The following is a 13879-nucleotide window of genomic DNA, read 5'->3' as shown; positions in this document are numbered from 1 at the left end:
GCGGCGTCGCCGGTCGCGCCTGCGGCGCCGCTGCAGCCGTCGACGCCCGGTGCGCCGGACGCCGGCGACGGCGCACAGTAAGGGCGGTCGCGACACCCGGGCGGCCGGCGCGTCGAGCCGGTCGTCGCTTCGCAGATTCATATCGTCCACAACGATAATTGTCAGAAGATTCGACTGCGCGATCGGCGATTGTATGTATCTCGTCAACAGTGAATTCGCGATTTAAGTATTTACCCTGATTGCGTGCACTCCTAGAATTCCACACATGCGCAACGACGTTCGTGTCCGAAGCGCCCGACAAAACAATCTGGAGGTAACGCATCATGAAATCGCTGATCAAGGCAGTTGCACTGGCCGCATTGGTTGCCGCACCGGTCGTTTCGTTTGCACAGTCGAACCAGCAGCCGCTGACGCGTGCGCAAGTGCGCGCGGAGCTCGTGCAGCTCGAAAAGGCCGGCTACAACCCGAACGACTGGTTGAACTATCCGGAAAACATTCAGGCCGCGCAGGCGAAGATCGCTGCCGCGAACGGCGATGCGACGGGCTACGGCGCGAACGCCGCAGCGGCATCGCAAGCGGGCCAGCGCGTTGCCGTGCCGGCCGCGGCCGACCGCTCGTCCGTCTACTTCGGTCACTGAGCGTCGTACGGCGGCCGCTCGGCCGCCGAAGCTACCGGCCGAACAAAGCCCGCACTCGATCCGGATTCGAGTGCGGGCTTTTTTGCGTCCACCGCGCGCGCCGACGGGCCGTTGCACGACGACGCTGACATTCGCACGCGCGTGCGCTAGCATCCCGGACGGTGTCGCCGACGCGCGGCACGCGGCCTCCGTCCGTACCGGACTCCACGACGTCAACCAACAACAAGGAGCGATCCCATGCGTGTCCCGACCGCCGTGCTGCTGTGCCCGCTGATGCTGGCGGCGAGCGTCGCCCATGCGCAGGCGAATTGCGCGAATGCGTCCGACCAGGCGACGCTGACCGCGTGCGCCGAGCATGCGTACAGGCAGTCCGACGCGGTGCTGAACCGTACGTACCAGACCGTCACCGCGCGATTGCGCGACGCACGGCCGGTTGCCGACAAGCTGGTCGCCGCGCAGCGCGCCTGGATCGCATATCGCGATGCCGAATGCCAGTTCTCGAGCGCGAACGCCGACGGCGGCAGCGCCTATGCGATGGTGGTCGCGACCTGCCTCGACGATCTGACCAAGGAGCGCACCGAAACGCTCAAGGCGTATCTATCGTCCGAGGAGGGCGATCTCGCGTGCCCGGTGCCCGCGAAGTAGCGATACGCGCGCTCGCGCGGTGGCGCGTCATGCGTCATATGTCGTCGGCCTCGTCGACGAGCTTGTGCCGCAGCGCGTAGCGCACGAGCGCCGCTTCGTGCGGCATCTGCATCTTTTCCAGAATCCGCGTCTTGTAGGTGCTGACCGTCTTCGCGCTCACGCATAGCGCCTGCGCGATTTCGGTCAGCGTCTGGCCGGCCGCGATGCGCCGGAACACGTCGAACTCGCGGTCGGACAGCCGCTGATGCGGCAGCGTGTCGGCCGGCTCGTTGAGGCTTTGCGCGAACTGCTCGGCCATCGCGAGACTGACGTACACACCGCCGGACGCGACCTTCGTGACCGCGCCGACCAGCTCCGCACTGGCACTTTCCTTCGTCAGATAGCCCGACGCGCCCGCGCGGAACGCGCGCACCGCGTACTGCTGTTCGGCGTGCATCGTCAGCACGAGCACGCGCAGCGCGGGTTTCTCGTCCTTGATCTGCTTGATCAATTCGACGCCGTTGCGGCCCGGCATCGACAGGTCGAGCACGAGCACCTGCGCAGGCGTCGCGCGGACGAGCGCGATCGTCGACGGGCCGTCGCTCGCTTCGCCGGCCACTTCGAAACCGGTCGCGTTCTGAAGGATGTGCCGCAGACCGTCGCGCACGAGCGTATGGTCGTCGGCGATGAGCACCTTGATCATGAGATGGGGTTGTCCTGTTCAACGTTGCCGAGCGGCAGGGCGACGGTGATCGAGAAGCCGCGCGCCGGCGCGGTATCGATCGTTACGGTGCCGCCGAGCATGTGCGCGCGCTCGCGAATGCCGATCAGCCCGAACGATTTGTCCTCGTGTGCGGGGCCGCCGGGCGGTGCGCCGTGGCCGTTGTCGGCGACGCGCAGCACGCAGAAACCGTCTTCGACGTCGAGCCGCAGCGCGACGCGCGTCGCATCCGCATGGCGCGCGACATTCGTCAGCGCTTCCTGGACGATGCGGAACAGCGTGGTCGCGCCCGCGTTCGTGAAGGCGATGCCGCCCGTTTCGACATGGCGTTCGACGTCGATGCCGTAGCGGTTCGTGAAATCGTTGGCGAGCCATTCGATCGCCGGCACGAGGCCGAGATCGTCGAGCATCACGGGCCGCAGATCGGCCGCGATGCGCCGCACCGACGCGACCGTCGCGTCGATCAGCTTGCGCATGCCCTGCAGATGCGCGAGCACGGTCGGGTCGGGCGCCGCGTCGCCCGGCGTGCGCAGCCGCTGCTCGACAACCGACAGATCCATCTTCAGCGCGGTGAGCTGCTGACCGAGATCGTCGTGCAGTTCGCGCGCGATGCGCGTCTTTTCCTCTTCGCGCACGTTCTGCAGATTCGCGGAGAGCTCGCGCAGTTCTTCGCGCGACTGCCTCACCGCGTTCTCGGCGCGCAGCCGCTCGGTGATGTCGCGCAGCATCACCGTGTACAGCTTGCCGGAGCCGTCGCGGATCTGCGAGATCGACGCTTCGATCGGAAACTCCTCGCCGTTCGCGCGCAGGCCGAACAGCACGCGCTGGCGTCCCATTTGCCGCTCCGACACGCCCGTCACGCCGAACTGGTCGACGTGCTTCGCATGCGCCGCGCGAAACCGTTCGGGGATGAAGCGCGACAGCGGCGCGCCGATCGCTTCCATCGCCGATACGCCGAACACCTGCTCGGCCATCGGATTGAAGATCACGACCGTCTGCTTCTCGTCGATCGTGATGATCGCCTCCATCGACGAGCGGATGATGCCCATCATGCGCGCTTCGTTCAGATGACGGCTGCCGGCGCCCGCGTCGCCCGCGGCGGCCGCGCGGCTACGCATGAGCGCGTGGACGAGCACCGCGAACGCGATCGACGCGAGCAGCCCGGCCGCGAGCACGGTGGCGGCCGCGCGCTGCGCGCCCGTTGCGCTCGGCCGCCCGTCGGCCGAATACGCGAGCGTGAGCGCGGTGCCGCCGAAATTGAGGACCTCGGTGCGCCGCATCAGGTATGGCGACGTCGCGGCCTCGTCGGTCGTCGTCTCGGCGCTGACGATCGGGCGCGGATCGCTGCCCGCGCCGATCTTCAGGTCGATCCCGCGTTCCGCGTCGAGCGCGCGGTCGATCAGCCGCTGCGGGCTCAACGCGGCGAACAGGATGCCGTCCGGCTCGAGGTCGCTCGCGACGGACGGTGCGCCGGCAGCGCGCCGCGTAGCGGCAACCGGCACGAACAGCGTCAGCGTGCGTGCGTCGTAGGACAGATCGTCGTCGGCCGGATGCACGCCGAGCGCAACTTCGCCGGTACGCAGCGTGCGCGCGAGCGCCTGTGCATCCGGTGCGCCGAAGCGCACGACCGGCGCGACGGACGGCGGTGCGCTCAGCGTTGCGGTCGCGAGCGGGCCGGCCGGCATCGGCGCGTGTCCGGCGAGTGCGGCGCGCGTCGCATCCGACAGCGGCGCGTAGCCGAGCTGCCGAACCGGCGAGCGGCTGGCGTCGAGATCGAGCGATTGGGCGTACCGCGTCCATTGTTCGGGCGTCATCTGCGGGACGAGCGCAAGCGCGCCGCGCGCGCTGTCGAGTATCCCGACGCCGGCCAGCAGTTCGTGGCGCAGCATCGCGGTCACGCGCGCGGTACGGCGCTCGAAGCGCGCATGGACGGCGTCCTGCCACTCGTCGCGCACCAGCAGCGCGACGCCGAGCGACAGCGCCGCGCCGATCACGAGCGCCGCGGTGCCGGCCGCAAGCGGCTGGCGTAACATGGTCCGGAAGCGCGCGGGCTCTCGGGCGCCACGGGTTGGGGTTCCTCTGGCTGTCATTGGCTGGCCATTCTGTTGTCCGCCACCCGGGCACTCGGGCGACGCGCGCTGCCCGGGCGAGAGCCGCGCCCGGCACAGTCGATGTGTTTTCAACGCGAAATTGTGCTCGCTTTGGGCGTTTTTTGTAATAGGGTCGGTTAAATCGGGCGCGGGCCGGCCGGTGCTCGCGTGCAGGATGCGCGTCGGCGCGATCGGAGGGACGGACATGTACAAGCGGATTTTCGTCGGGCTCGACGGCAGCCCGAGTGCGCGTCTCGCACTGAACGAGGCGATCCGGATCGCGGCCGCCTCCGGCGGCACGATCACGTGTGCGTACGTAGTCGAGCATCGGCCGCGGCTCGTCGACGTCGGCGCCGGTTTCCCCGAGACGCCGGACGACGACGCAGCGGCCGCCGATGTCGCGACAGCCGTGCTCGACGAAGCAAAAGCAGTGCTCGCGCAGCGGCAGGTGCCGGGCACCGTGCGCGCGCTCGACGCATACGGCGAGGAGGTCGCGGCGGTGCTGATGCGCACCGCGGCCGAAGCCGATGCCGATCTGATCGTGATGGGCACGAGCGGCCGGCACGGGCTGCGTCGGCTGCTGCTCGGCAGCGTGGCCGAATCGCTGCTGCGCGCGGCCGATCGCCCCGTGCTGCTGGTCCGGCACGACGAGCCGGTGCCGGCGCCGGCGCCGACTCGCACGTAATCGCGCGTAATCGCGCTCGGCCGCGGCACGTGCCACGCAGCGGCGCCGGCGGTTGCATCGCGGCTATCACTTCTGGCAGGATCGGCCCAAGCCGTCGATCGTCGTCGCGTTGTCTGCGTCCGCGATGCGGGCCTCGCGCGCATGGCCGCGGCGCCCGATGCCGTGCCGCATTCGTCGGCGTGCGGCCGGTCTCGCGACCGTCCGCTCGCCGGATGCGGATTCGCCCCACTTACCGTTCTTCGTCGCCATGCCGATTTCCGCCGCGGACCTGATCCGCCAGTTCGACCTGCAGCCGCATCCCGAAGGCGGCTATTTCCGCGAAACCTACCGCGCCGCCGACACGGTCGTGCGTCCGTCCGACGACGCGCGTCGCGCCGCCTCCACCGCGATCTACTACCTGTTGTGCGATGGCGCCTATTCGTCGTGGCACCGGATCCGCTCCGACGAGGTCTGGCACTTCTATGCCGGCGATCCGCTCGAGGTATGGGTGCTCGACGAACGCGACGGGCTGACGATTCATCGGCTCGGCAATCCGCTCGTGCATCCGGGCACCGTGTTCCAGGCCGTCGTGCCGGCCGGACGCTGGTTCGGCGCGCGCTGCGCGTCGCCCGAGCAGGTCGCGTTCGTCGGCTGCACGGTGGCGCCGGGCTTCGAATTCGCGGAATTCGAGCTCGCCGACGCCGACGCGCTGGCCGAGGCGTTTCCCGAATATGCGGAGCACGTCGCCCGACTGGCGCCGCGCGCGCCCGGTTGAAGCGGGGCAGGGCGCCGGCCGGCATGCGCGCGGCGCCGGCGAAACCCGTTTAGAATGCGCGTCATGTAGTGCCGGTGCGCCGAGGTGGGTGCCGGCATTGCACAGCCGTATCGACGGCCGCCGTCGTCGCCCGGTCCGCATGTCATCCAGGAGCGCCGTCGTGTGGCATTTCCCGATCGCAATTCCATCGTCGCTCGGCCCGTGGGCCGTGTTCGCGAGCGTGCTGATCACGCAGCTCGGCGTGCCGGTGCCCGCCGTGCCGATGCTGATTCTCGGCGGCACGATGGCGGCGATGGGACAGGCCTCGTGGGCCAGCATGTTCGTCGCGGCCATCGGCGCGACGATGCTGGCCGATTCGCTGTGGTTCTTCATGGGCCGCACGCGCGGACGCCGGCTGCTGAATGCGCTCGTGCGCTTTTCGTTGTCGCTCGATACGACGTTGCGCTTCGCGCGTAACGTATTCGAAAGGTATGGCGCGCCGCTGCTCGTGCTGTCCAAATTTCTGCCGGGGCTCGGGCTCGTGTCGGCGCCGCTGCTCGGCACGACCGCCATCGGCGTCGGCGTGTTTCTGTTCTGGGATCTGGCGGGCGCGTCGCTGTGGGCGGCGTTCTGGTTGATCGGCGGCGCCGCGGTTCACGACCAGATCGTCCAGTTCGTGCTGTGGGTGCGCGCGAGCGGCGGCACGATCCTCGACGCGTTTCTTGCGATCTTCATCACGTTCGTGCTGTACCGCTGGGTGCGGCGGCTGCAGTTCCGCCGCTGGCTCGCGCAGGTGCGCATCTCGCCGCCGCAGCTCGTCGAGATGATGACGTCGAGCGAGCCGCCGCTGATTTTCGACGCGCGGCCGCGTGCGATCCGCGAGCGCGAACCGCGAGCGCGAACCGTACCGGATCGCCGGCGCGGTGCCGCTGGATCTCGAGTCGCCCGATCTGCTCGACCCGGAAGTGCTGAAGCGGCCGATCGTCGTCTATTGCGTGTGCCCGAACGAGGCGACGGCCAAGCGCATCGTCGCGCAGCTGCAGCGCAAGAAGATGATCCACAACATCCGCGCGCTGAAGGGCGGCCTCGATGCGTGGGAGAAGCACGGCTATCCGGTCGAGCCGATTCCGGCCGATCTCGATACGTCGCGTTATTTCGTGCGGCCGGAGCATGCGGCGCTGGGCGGCGAATATACGGTGCGCGCGACGTTGAGCAAATGACGATGCGGTTGCGGGTTGGCGTTGTTTTGGGCGTGGCTTGGGGCTGCTGGGGGCCGTAAGACTGCTGCCCGCATCACCGTACCTGTTCCGTCCTTGCTTTCTTGCGAGGACGCATTTCTCCCGGTTGTTTCGGTCGCGCTTCGATTGGAATGCGCGCCGATTCTATCGATCAAGTCTGAACCACTATCGACGGGCTTCCGTTTTTTTCTTGAATTGACAATTCGAGACAATTGCAAGGGCATTAATGCCTTGGTCCTCGCATTGCTGCGCTTTCGTTGCAGCGAAAATCAATACATCTGCCCGATAACCCGATCGTTTCCGGCGACCGCGTGTGAGTCGTTTCTGATAGCATCGCGCAGCGAAAGCGAAGCGCGGGGACTCGCTTCCTCTCGACGCGTCAATCGCAATATGCCCACGTTCGTTTCGCTCGAAACGTCTGCTCTGCCGGGCGATCGCCCCGCCGGTAGCGCGAGTCAGGACCGAGAAGTCGTTCAGGCCGGCGCGATCCGGAAAATCGCCGATCGGAAGAAGTCGAGCGTAGACGAGGGACGACGCTCTAATAACGCTGAATAAACGGTTGCGTTGCCGACTTGTCGCCCGGTCGCGACGATCGCGTGAACCGCACGTTGGAGAACACGAGAAAACGCCGAAGACCAACTGACCGTTATGCAGCAGATCGACTGTTTCGTACCGCATTCCATCTGGTGGCGTTTTCAACGATTTTCATATCGGACGCGCTACGCGCGACCGGCACATCGATGCAGCGGCTTCGACCACTGCCCGTTTTATTTCAACAAAAAAAGCGAGGTGAACCATGCAAGGACGGCGTATCTGGTTGGTGGGCCTGATGAGTACCACGATGCTATTGGCCGCATGCGGCGGCGACGGCGATGGAACCGCCAGCCCGGCAAGCAGTACAGCGAACGGCGACGCGGCCGGCACGACAACGAACCCGTCGCCGGCGCCCCCGTCTTCGGGAACGTCGACCGCGCCGCCGGCCGCTCAGGCCGCGTGCCGGCCGAACGGCAACTTTACCTATTCGGGCTCGGCCTCTCAGGTGGCCGCAAATAACGGGCAACTGGCCGTGCTCGTCGTGCCGACTTTGCCGCCCGAGTATGCGAAGAATCGAAACATGACGGCGCCGAACGCGCCCGCGTCGAGCCAGGTGCAGCAGGCCAGCGGCGCGTTCACGACACTCGCGAGCTCGGCCGAGGCAAGCGATTGCCTCGGGCTCGACCACGGCGCGGTGACGGAGATTCAGAGTGTCGGAACCGACGTCGCGATCGGTCGCTGGAACCGGGCGATGGACACCGACGGCAACACCTATACCGACACGCAGGGTGTGCACTATGCGGTCGGTACGCCGCTCCCGCTGACGGCGACGAGCGGCACGCTCGCGTGCACGCAGCTGATCGCGGACAACGTCGCCAGCCGCTACAGCGGCGACGCCGGCATCCTCGGATCGACTTCGGCGACGCTCGACCTCGGCACGCGGACGCTCAACAATCTGACGCTGTCGATCAATGCGGGAAATTCCAGCTACACGATGACGAGCCCGCAGTCGCCCTTGAACGGCGTGGCGACGGCCGGAACGTTGACGATCCAGTCGGTCGTCGTCGGCCACGATCCGGCGCAGCCGCTCGTGGCGGTCGGATATTCGACGACGCCTGCTGCCGGCCAGGGCGGAATCGGCGGCGTGGTCGTGCTGTCGTGCAAGTGACGGGCGATTGATGCGAGGGCGACTTCCGACGCGCTCGGAAGTCGCGTTGCGTTAATGCACCCGCCACCCAATCGAATTTCATCTCCATTTCCCGCACCCTCACGGCGAGAAAATCGGCTGGCGTAAAACCGCCGATCTTTCTTATAATCGCGCCTTCCTATTGGGTGCCGCCCATCGCGCACCCATCACGCGCGATTGTTCGCGCCGAAAGCGGTGGATTCCGTCGCCGCTCGCCGCCGCGCTCAGCCGCGCCGCGCGGGCCGCGCGCGGTTTCCGTGAAAGGCCCGACCGCTCATTCCGGATTGTTCCGGAAATCGCCGGTAATTCGCGGCGATTCCCGAAGGATGGACGCACTATCCGTATCGCTTTCCAGTCGGAAAGCGGTCGCGCCGGTTTTTCGTTTTCGGCACCGATAACGGCATCGACGCTCGCGCATCGACCTCGACACAATGACGCGGCCGCCGTGCGGCCGCGAGGAGACGGACTTGAAACAGCAAGAAGACCAGCTTCGCCGCGGGCTGGAAGAACGGCACATCAACCTGATGGCGCTCGGCGCGACGATCGGCGTCGGCCTGTTCCTCGGCTCGGCCACCGCGATTCGCGCGGCCGGCCCCGCGATTCTGCTGACCTATCTGCTCGGCGGCATCGTGATCTTCCTGATCATGCGCGCGCTTGGCGAAATGGCGATTACCAATCCCGTCGCGGGCGCGTTCAGCCGCTATGCGCGCGACTATCTCGGCCCGCTCGCGGGCTATCTGACCGGCTGGACCTACTGGTTCGTCTGGATCGTGACCTGCATGGCCGAAATCACCGCAGTCGGCGTCTACATGCACATGTGGTTCCCCGCCGTACCGAACTGGATCTGGGCGCTCGCCGCACTCAGCGCGATGGGTGCCGTGAACTTCATCGCGGTCAAGCTGTACGGCGAATTCGAATTCTGGTTCGCGCTGATCAAGATCGTCACGATCGTGCTGATGATCGTCGGCGGCGCGCTGATGATCGTGTTCGGCATCGGCAACGGCGGCGTCGCGACCGGGATCTCGAACCTCTGGACGCATGGCGGCTTCATGCCGCACGGCATCGGCGGCGTGATCGATGCGCTGCCGATCGTGATGTTCGCGTATCTCGGCGTCGAAATGCTCGGCCTCACCGCGGGCGAAGCACGCAACCCGGAGAAGTCGCTGACGAAGGCCGTGAACTCGGTGTTCTGGCGCGTGCTGATTTTCTACATCGGCGCGCTGTCGGTGATCATGTCGATCTATCCGTGGGACCAGATCGGCACGCAGGGCAGCCCGTTCGTGATGACGTTCTCGCGGCTCGGCATTCCGGCCGCGGCCGGCATCATCAACTTCGTCGTGCTGACGGCGGCCCTGTCGTCGTGCAACAGCGGCCTGTTCAGCACCGCGCGGATGCTCTACAACCTCGCGCAGCAAGGCCAGGCACCGCGCGTGCTCGGCCGCGTCAATGCGAGCGGCGTGCCCGTCTATGGCGTGATCGTCTCGGTCGCGCTGCTGCTGGTCGGTGTGCTGCTGAACTACCTCGCGCCGCAGCACGTGTTCGTGTGGCTCACGTCGGTGTCGACGTTCGGCGCGATCTGGACGTGGTGCGTGATCCTGATCGCGCAGATGCGCTTCCGCCGCACGCTGTCGGCCGACCGCGTCGCGCGCCTGCCGATTCGCGTGCCGTTCTATCCGCTCGGCTCATACGCGGCGCTCGCGTTTCTCGCGTTCGTCGTCGTGCTGATGGCGTTCACGCCCGATACGCGCGTCGCACTCGTGATCGGCCCGCTGTGGATCGTGCTGCTCGGTATCGCGTACACGGTGTGCTACGCGAAGCGCCCGGCCGTATCGACGCCGAAGTCCTGAGCGGTCGACGCCCGCGCGCGTCCTGCGTGCGCCATCCGGGCCCGCGCGTGCGCTGATCTCGATCATGCACGCACGGGCCGATACGCTTTATCCTGTCCCGATCGCTGGTCCGCGCTTCGCGTGGCCATCCGCCGATTCGTTCCGCGCCGGTCGTCCGTGGCCGCCGCGCGCGGCGCTGCGCGAAGCTCCCGTCGTCGTTGGCGACGACGCGTACGCACGGAGGCCTTCGCCATGCAGCCTGCCCAGTCCGCCCGGTCGATCGCGCGCGTCGCGCTCGCGATCGACCCGACACCCGAATCGCTGTCCGCCGCCCGCTATGTCCGCACCTTGCTGCGTCCCGGCATGCAACTGCGAATCGTTTGCGCGATCGACAACCCGCGCCTCGTGCTGCCCGACATTCCGCGCATCGATGCGTTGCTGACGTCGGCGCGCAAGGAAATGACGCACGACGCGCAGGCGACGATCGAACGCACCCTTGCACTGTTCGCGGACAGCGACGTCGAGCTCGAACCCGCGATCGTCGATACGTCGATCACCGGCGGCTCGGTCGCCGACGCGCTCGCGAACGACACCTCGCAGTGGGGCGCCGACGTGCTCGTAGTCGGTGCGAATCCGCATCACGGGCTGCTGCGGCTCGTGGAAGGTGCGATGTCGGACACGCTCGCGACGCGGGCGCATTGCGCGCTGCTGCTCGTCCCTGCGTCGTATGCGCGCGAGTCGGACGGCCCGCTGCAGCGGCTGATGTTTGCCGTCGACGGCAGCGAGCCGTCGCTTCATGCGGTCGAGGTGGGGCTCGGCTTCGCGGCGCCGCAGACGCTGCTCTACGCGGCCTACGTCGTGGACCGCGCCGTTCGGCTCACCGACATCGTGCCGGTGCGCGCGCTCGAGAACGCCTATCGCGCCGAAGGCGAGGATGCGCTGGCGCGTGTCGCGCCGATGCTGCATGCGACCGGCAACCCGACGCGGCGCGGCATCGTCGAGACGCGCCCGACGAGCGACGACGTCGCGCACGCGCTGATGCGCGATGCGGTGCACTGGCATGCGGAACTGCTCGTGGTCGGCACGCACGGCCGGCGCGGCATTGCGGCATGGCTGATCGGCAGCGTCGCGCGGCGTGTCGCGCATCTGGCCGAGGTGCCCGTGCTGCTCGTACGCGGACAAGGCCGCTGAAGGCGCACGAAACGCGCAGCGCTTGATCTGCGTCAGAAACGGCGCACGGCGCGCATGCGACAGTGGCAGGCCATTCGACGCAGCGCGCCGCACCGTGCATGCGCAGCGGCAACGATGCAGCGCGGCGCGCGCCGGGCATGCGGCACACCGCCGAATCGTCACCGCCGCATGCTGTGCCGCTTGCACGCACGGACCGTCTTTTTCTGCGACCGGCCGCATCGCCCGCCACCGACGAATCGCGAACTCTCTGGCACGAGGGTAGGCTGCCGCAAGGCGGCCCTGGAAGAAGGGCGGGATGCTGCGCATCCCGCGCGCTTTCCGGCATCGCCGGCATCGTATGGGTGCGCGGTCCGGGCGATCGCGACCCTTGACGTCGCATTTCGGCGAGTCTAAGTTGCACGCTACGGCGACGCGCCGACATGCACGCGGTGCATGTCCATCCGCCGCGACGCGTCCGGGGTGGCGCGACATGTTCATCGATCCTGCGCGAACGGCCTGCCTCGGCCGCCTTTCATTGATCGCGCGCAAGCAAGCCGCGGCGCACCGCACGCCGCACGGCTTCCGACTCGTTACGCTTTCCTTGCCGTTCCGTTTCCGTCACTTCGACCGTCAGGAGTCCGTCGATGTCACAGGACGATTTACTCGATTCGCTGAAGGAAGCTGCCGCGCGACGTGCGATCGACGCGGAGCAATTGCATGCGATGCTCGACGCCGAGATACGCGCGCTGTCGTCCGGCGCGCGCGTGCACGACTACATCCGCGTGATCGCGATCCGCCATCTGCGCGAACGGATGCGCGAGAACGCCGATATCGTGCCGGATCCCCGTTCACGTGGTGCCGGCGACGATTCCCCCGGCGCCGACGCACGTTCGGGTCCCTGACGGTCCCGGCATGACGTGACGCGCGCCGAGGCTCGGCCCGAACGGACCGAGCACCGAGCGCGCGCGTTTCGTCAGACGTTTCATCGATTTGTCACGGACCGCTCAAGTCGGCGACGCACGTGCCGTTTACCCGGTGAATCCCTCCACCGGGCGTTTGTGCACCCTTACCGAGTCGTCGCCATGTTTTCGTCCATCCGCACCCGCATCCTCGCCGCGTGCGTCGCCATCGTCGTGTTCGCGCTCGTCGCTACCACCCTCATCAACTATTTCATTGCGCGCGCGTACAACGACGATGCGATCGATCGCAACCTGACGTCGGTTGCCAGCGGCCACGTAGTCGGGATCGCGGACTGGGTCGCGACGCGGCGCCGGATGGTCGAGTCGCTGCAGGACGCCGCGCTGTCCGCCGATCCGCTGCCGGTGTTCAAGCAGATGGCGGCCGCGGGCGGCTTCACGAACGTCTATGCGGGCTATGCCGACAAATCGTTCCGGTTTTCCGATCCGACCGGCATTCCCGCCGACTACGATCCGACCGGCCGGCCGTGGTACCGGCAGGCGGCGCAGGCCGGCAAGCCGGTCGTGACGCCGCCGTATGTGGATGCCGGCACCGGCAACCTGGTCGTCACGTTCGCGGTGCCGATTCTGCGCGACGGCGCGCTGAAGGGCGTCGTCGCGGCCGACGTCGGCATGGACAGCGTGATCGCGAACGTGAAGTCGATTCATCCGACGCCTGCCAGCTTCGGGATGTTGATCGACAGCAGCGGCCACGTGGTGGCGCATCCCGACTCGAAGCTGACGCTGAAGCCGGTCGCCGACCTGTCGCCCGATCTCGGTGCGATTCCCGCGGCGTCGCTCGCGGGTGCGAGCGCGCCGGTCGAGGTGCACGTCGGCGACGACGCGAAGCTCGTACGCGCGCAGCCGGTGCCGGGCACGGACTGGTACGCGCTCGTCGCGCTCGACAAGGCCGATGCGACGGGCGGCATGCGCTCGCTGCTGACCGCTTCGCTGATCACGATGATCGTGATCGTCGCGGTCGCGTCGTTGATCGTCGGTGCAATCACGACGACCGCGTTTCGCCGCCTGTCGCAGGTGCGGCTCGCGATGGCCGAGATCGGCTCGGGCGGTGGCGATCTGACGCAGCGGCTGCCGGCCGAGGGCCGCGACGAAGTGGCCGACATCGCGCGCTCGTTCAACCGCTTCGTCGACAAGCTGAGCGACGTGATCCGGCAGATTCGCGACGCGAGCGAATCGGTGCGCACGGCGGCGAACGAGATCGCGGCGGGCAATCAGGATCTGTCGTCGCGCACCGAATCGGCGGCGGCGAGCCTCGAGGAAACGGCCGCGTCGATGGAGCAGATCACCGCGACGGTCGGCCAGTCGGCCGCCGCAGCCGGTCAGGCGGACGAGCGCGCGGCCGCCGCGTCGCGCATCGCGTCGCGCGGCGGCGCGGTCGTGTCGGACGTCGTCGCGACGATGGCGAAGATCGAGGAAGCGTCGGGCCGGATCGGCGACATCATCGGCGTGATCGACGG

11 protein-coding genes and 2 pseudogenes are annotated in these 13879 nt (G+C 67.6%); 10 read left to right on the top strand and 3 right to left on the bottom strand.

Annotated elements, in window-relative coordinates; genetic code table 11:
- The first annotated feature begins 323 nt into the window (after positions 1 to 323).
- Both HMPREF3115_RS25350 and HMPREF3115_RS25345 read left to right on the top strand, forming a co-directional pair.
- Complete coding sequence (locus tag HMPREF3115_RS25350) at positions 324 to 638, top strand: DUF4148 domain-containing protein (protein WP_006403573.1); 315 nt, start codon at positions 324 to 326, stop codon at positions 636 to 638.
- 237 nt (positions 639 to 875) lie between these two features.
- Positions 876 to 1283, top strand: coding sequence for a lysozyme inhibitor LprI family protein (locus HMPREF3115_RS25345; RefSeq protein ID WP_070556591.1), 408 nt, complete (start codon positions 876 to 878; stop codon positions 1281 to 1283).
- A 34-nt stretch (positions 1284 to 1317) separates the two neighbouring features.
- Here HMPREF3115_RS25345 and HMPREF3115_RS25340 read toward each other — a convergent pair whose 3' ends face one another.
- Together HMPREF3115_RS25340 and HMPREF3115_RS25335 are read right to left on the bottom strand one after the other, a co-directional pair.
- Positions 1318 to 1965 carry a response regulator gene (locus HMPREF3115_RS25340; protein ID WP_070556589.1) on the bottom strand — a complete coding sequence of 216 codons (648 nt, stop codon included), beginning with the start codon at positions 1963 to 1965 and terminating at the stop codon, positions 1318 to 1320.
- Entirely contained in the window at positions 1962 to 4073 is a 2112-nt protein-coding gene (locus tag HMPREF3115_RS25335; protein ID WP_175835594.1) for a PAS domain-containing sensor histidine kinase, read from the bottom strand. Before HMPREF3115_RS25335 ends, HMPREF3115_RS25340 begins: the two co-directional genes overlap by 4 nt.
- 205 nt (positions 4074 to 4278) lie before the next feature.
- Between HMPREF3115_RS25335 and HMPREF3115_RS25330 the strand changes: the two genes are divergently transcribed.
- A complete protein-coding gene (locus tag HMPREF3115_RS25330) occupies positions 4279 to 4758 on the top strand; it encodes a universal stress protein (RefSeq protein WP_070556593.1) in 480 nt (159 codons plus the stop codon).
- A gap of 66 nt (positions 4759 to 4824) precedes the next feature.
- Here the strand turns inward: HMPREF3115_RS25330 and HMPREF3115_RS31325 are convergent, their stop codons facing one another.
- The gene (locus HMPREF3115_RS31325) at positions 4825 to 5007 is read right to left on the bottom strand and encodes a hypothetical protein (protein ID WP_125902449.1); all 183 of its coding nucleotides are present in this window, start codon (positions 5005 to 5007) and stop codon (positions 4825 to 4827) included.
- Between HMPREF3115_RS31325 and HMPREF3115_RS25325 the strand changes: the two genes are divergently transcribed.
- The 7 genes and pseudogenes from HMPREF3115_RS25325 to HMPREF3115_RS25295 all read left to right on the top strand — a co-directional run.
- Complete coding sequence (locus HMPREF3115_RS25325; protein ID WP_069221086.1) at positions 5006 to 5512, top strand: cupin domain-containing protein; 507 nt, start codon at positions 5006 to 5008, stop codon at positions 5510 to 5512. The genes HMPREF3115_RS31325 and HMPREF3115_RS25325 overlap by 2 nt on opposite strands.
- 160 nt (positions 5513 to 5672) lie before the next feature.
- Positions 5673 to 6711: pseudogene (locus tag HMPREF3115_RS25320) on the top strand (VTT domain-containing protein).
- Positions 6712 to 7525: 814 nt separating this feature from the next.
- A complete protein-coding gene (locus HMPREF3115_RS33105; protein WP_070556586.1) occupies positions 7526 to 8431 on the top strand; it encodes a hypothetical protein in 906 nt (301 codons plus the stop codon).
- Between the two features lie 449 nt (positions 8432 to 8880).
- Positions 8881 to 10296 (top strand): amino acid permease, encoded by a 1416-nt coding sequence (locus HMPREF3115_RS25310; RefSeq protein ID WP_070556583.1) that lies wholly within the window; start codon positions 8881 to 8883, stop codon positions 10294 to 10296.
- Positions 10297 to 10527: 231 nt separating this feature from the next.
- Positions 10528 to 11466: a universal stress protein gene (locus HMPREF3115_RS25305; protein ID WP_006403564.1), complete on the top strand. Its 939-nt coding sequence runs from the start codon at positions 10528 to 10530 to the stop codon at positions 11464 to 11466.
- A 623-nt stretch (positions 11467 to 12089) separates the two neighbouring features.
- The gene (locus HMPREF3115_RS25300; protein ID WP_006403563.1) at positions 12090 to 12347 is read left to right on the top strand and encodes a DUF3562 domain-containing protein; all 258 of its coding nucleotides are present in this window, start codon (positions 12090 to 12092) and stop codon (positions 12345 to 12347) included.
- Between the two features lie 180 nt (positions 12348 to 12527).
- Positions 12528 to 13879, top strand: a pseudogene (locus tag HMPREF3115_RS25295) (methyl-accepting chemotaxis protein); the annotation flags it as partial.

Origin of the sequence: Burkholderia sp. HMSC10F09 (genome assembly GCF_001806955.1) — a bacterium.
In the GTDB taxonomy this organism is placed as follows: Bacteria; Pseudomonadota; Gammaproteobacteria; order Burkholderiales; family Burkholderiaceae; genus Burkholderia; species Burkholderia multivorans.
This window is presented reverse-complemented; position numbering and strand designations above follow the sequence as displayed.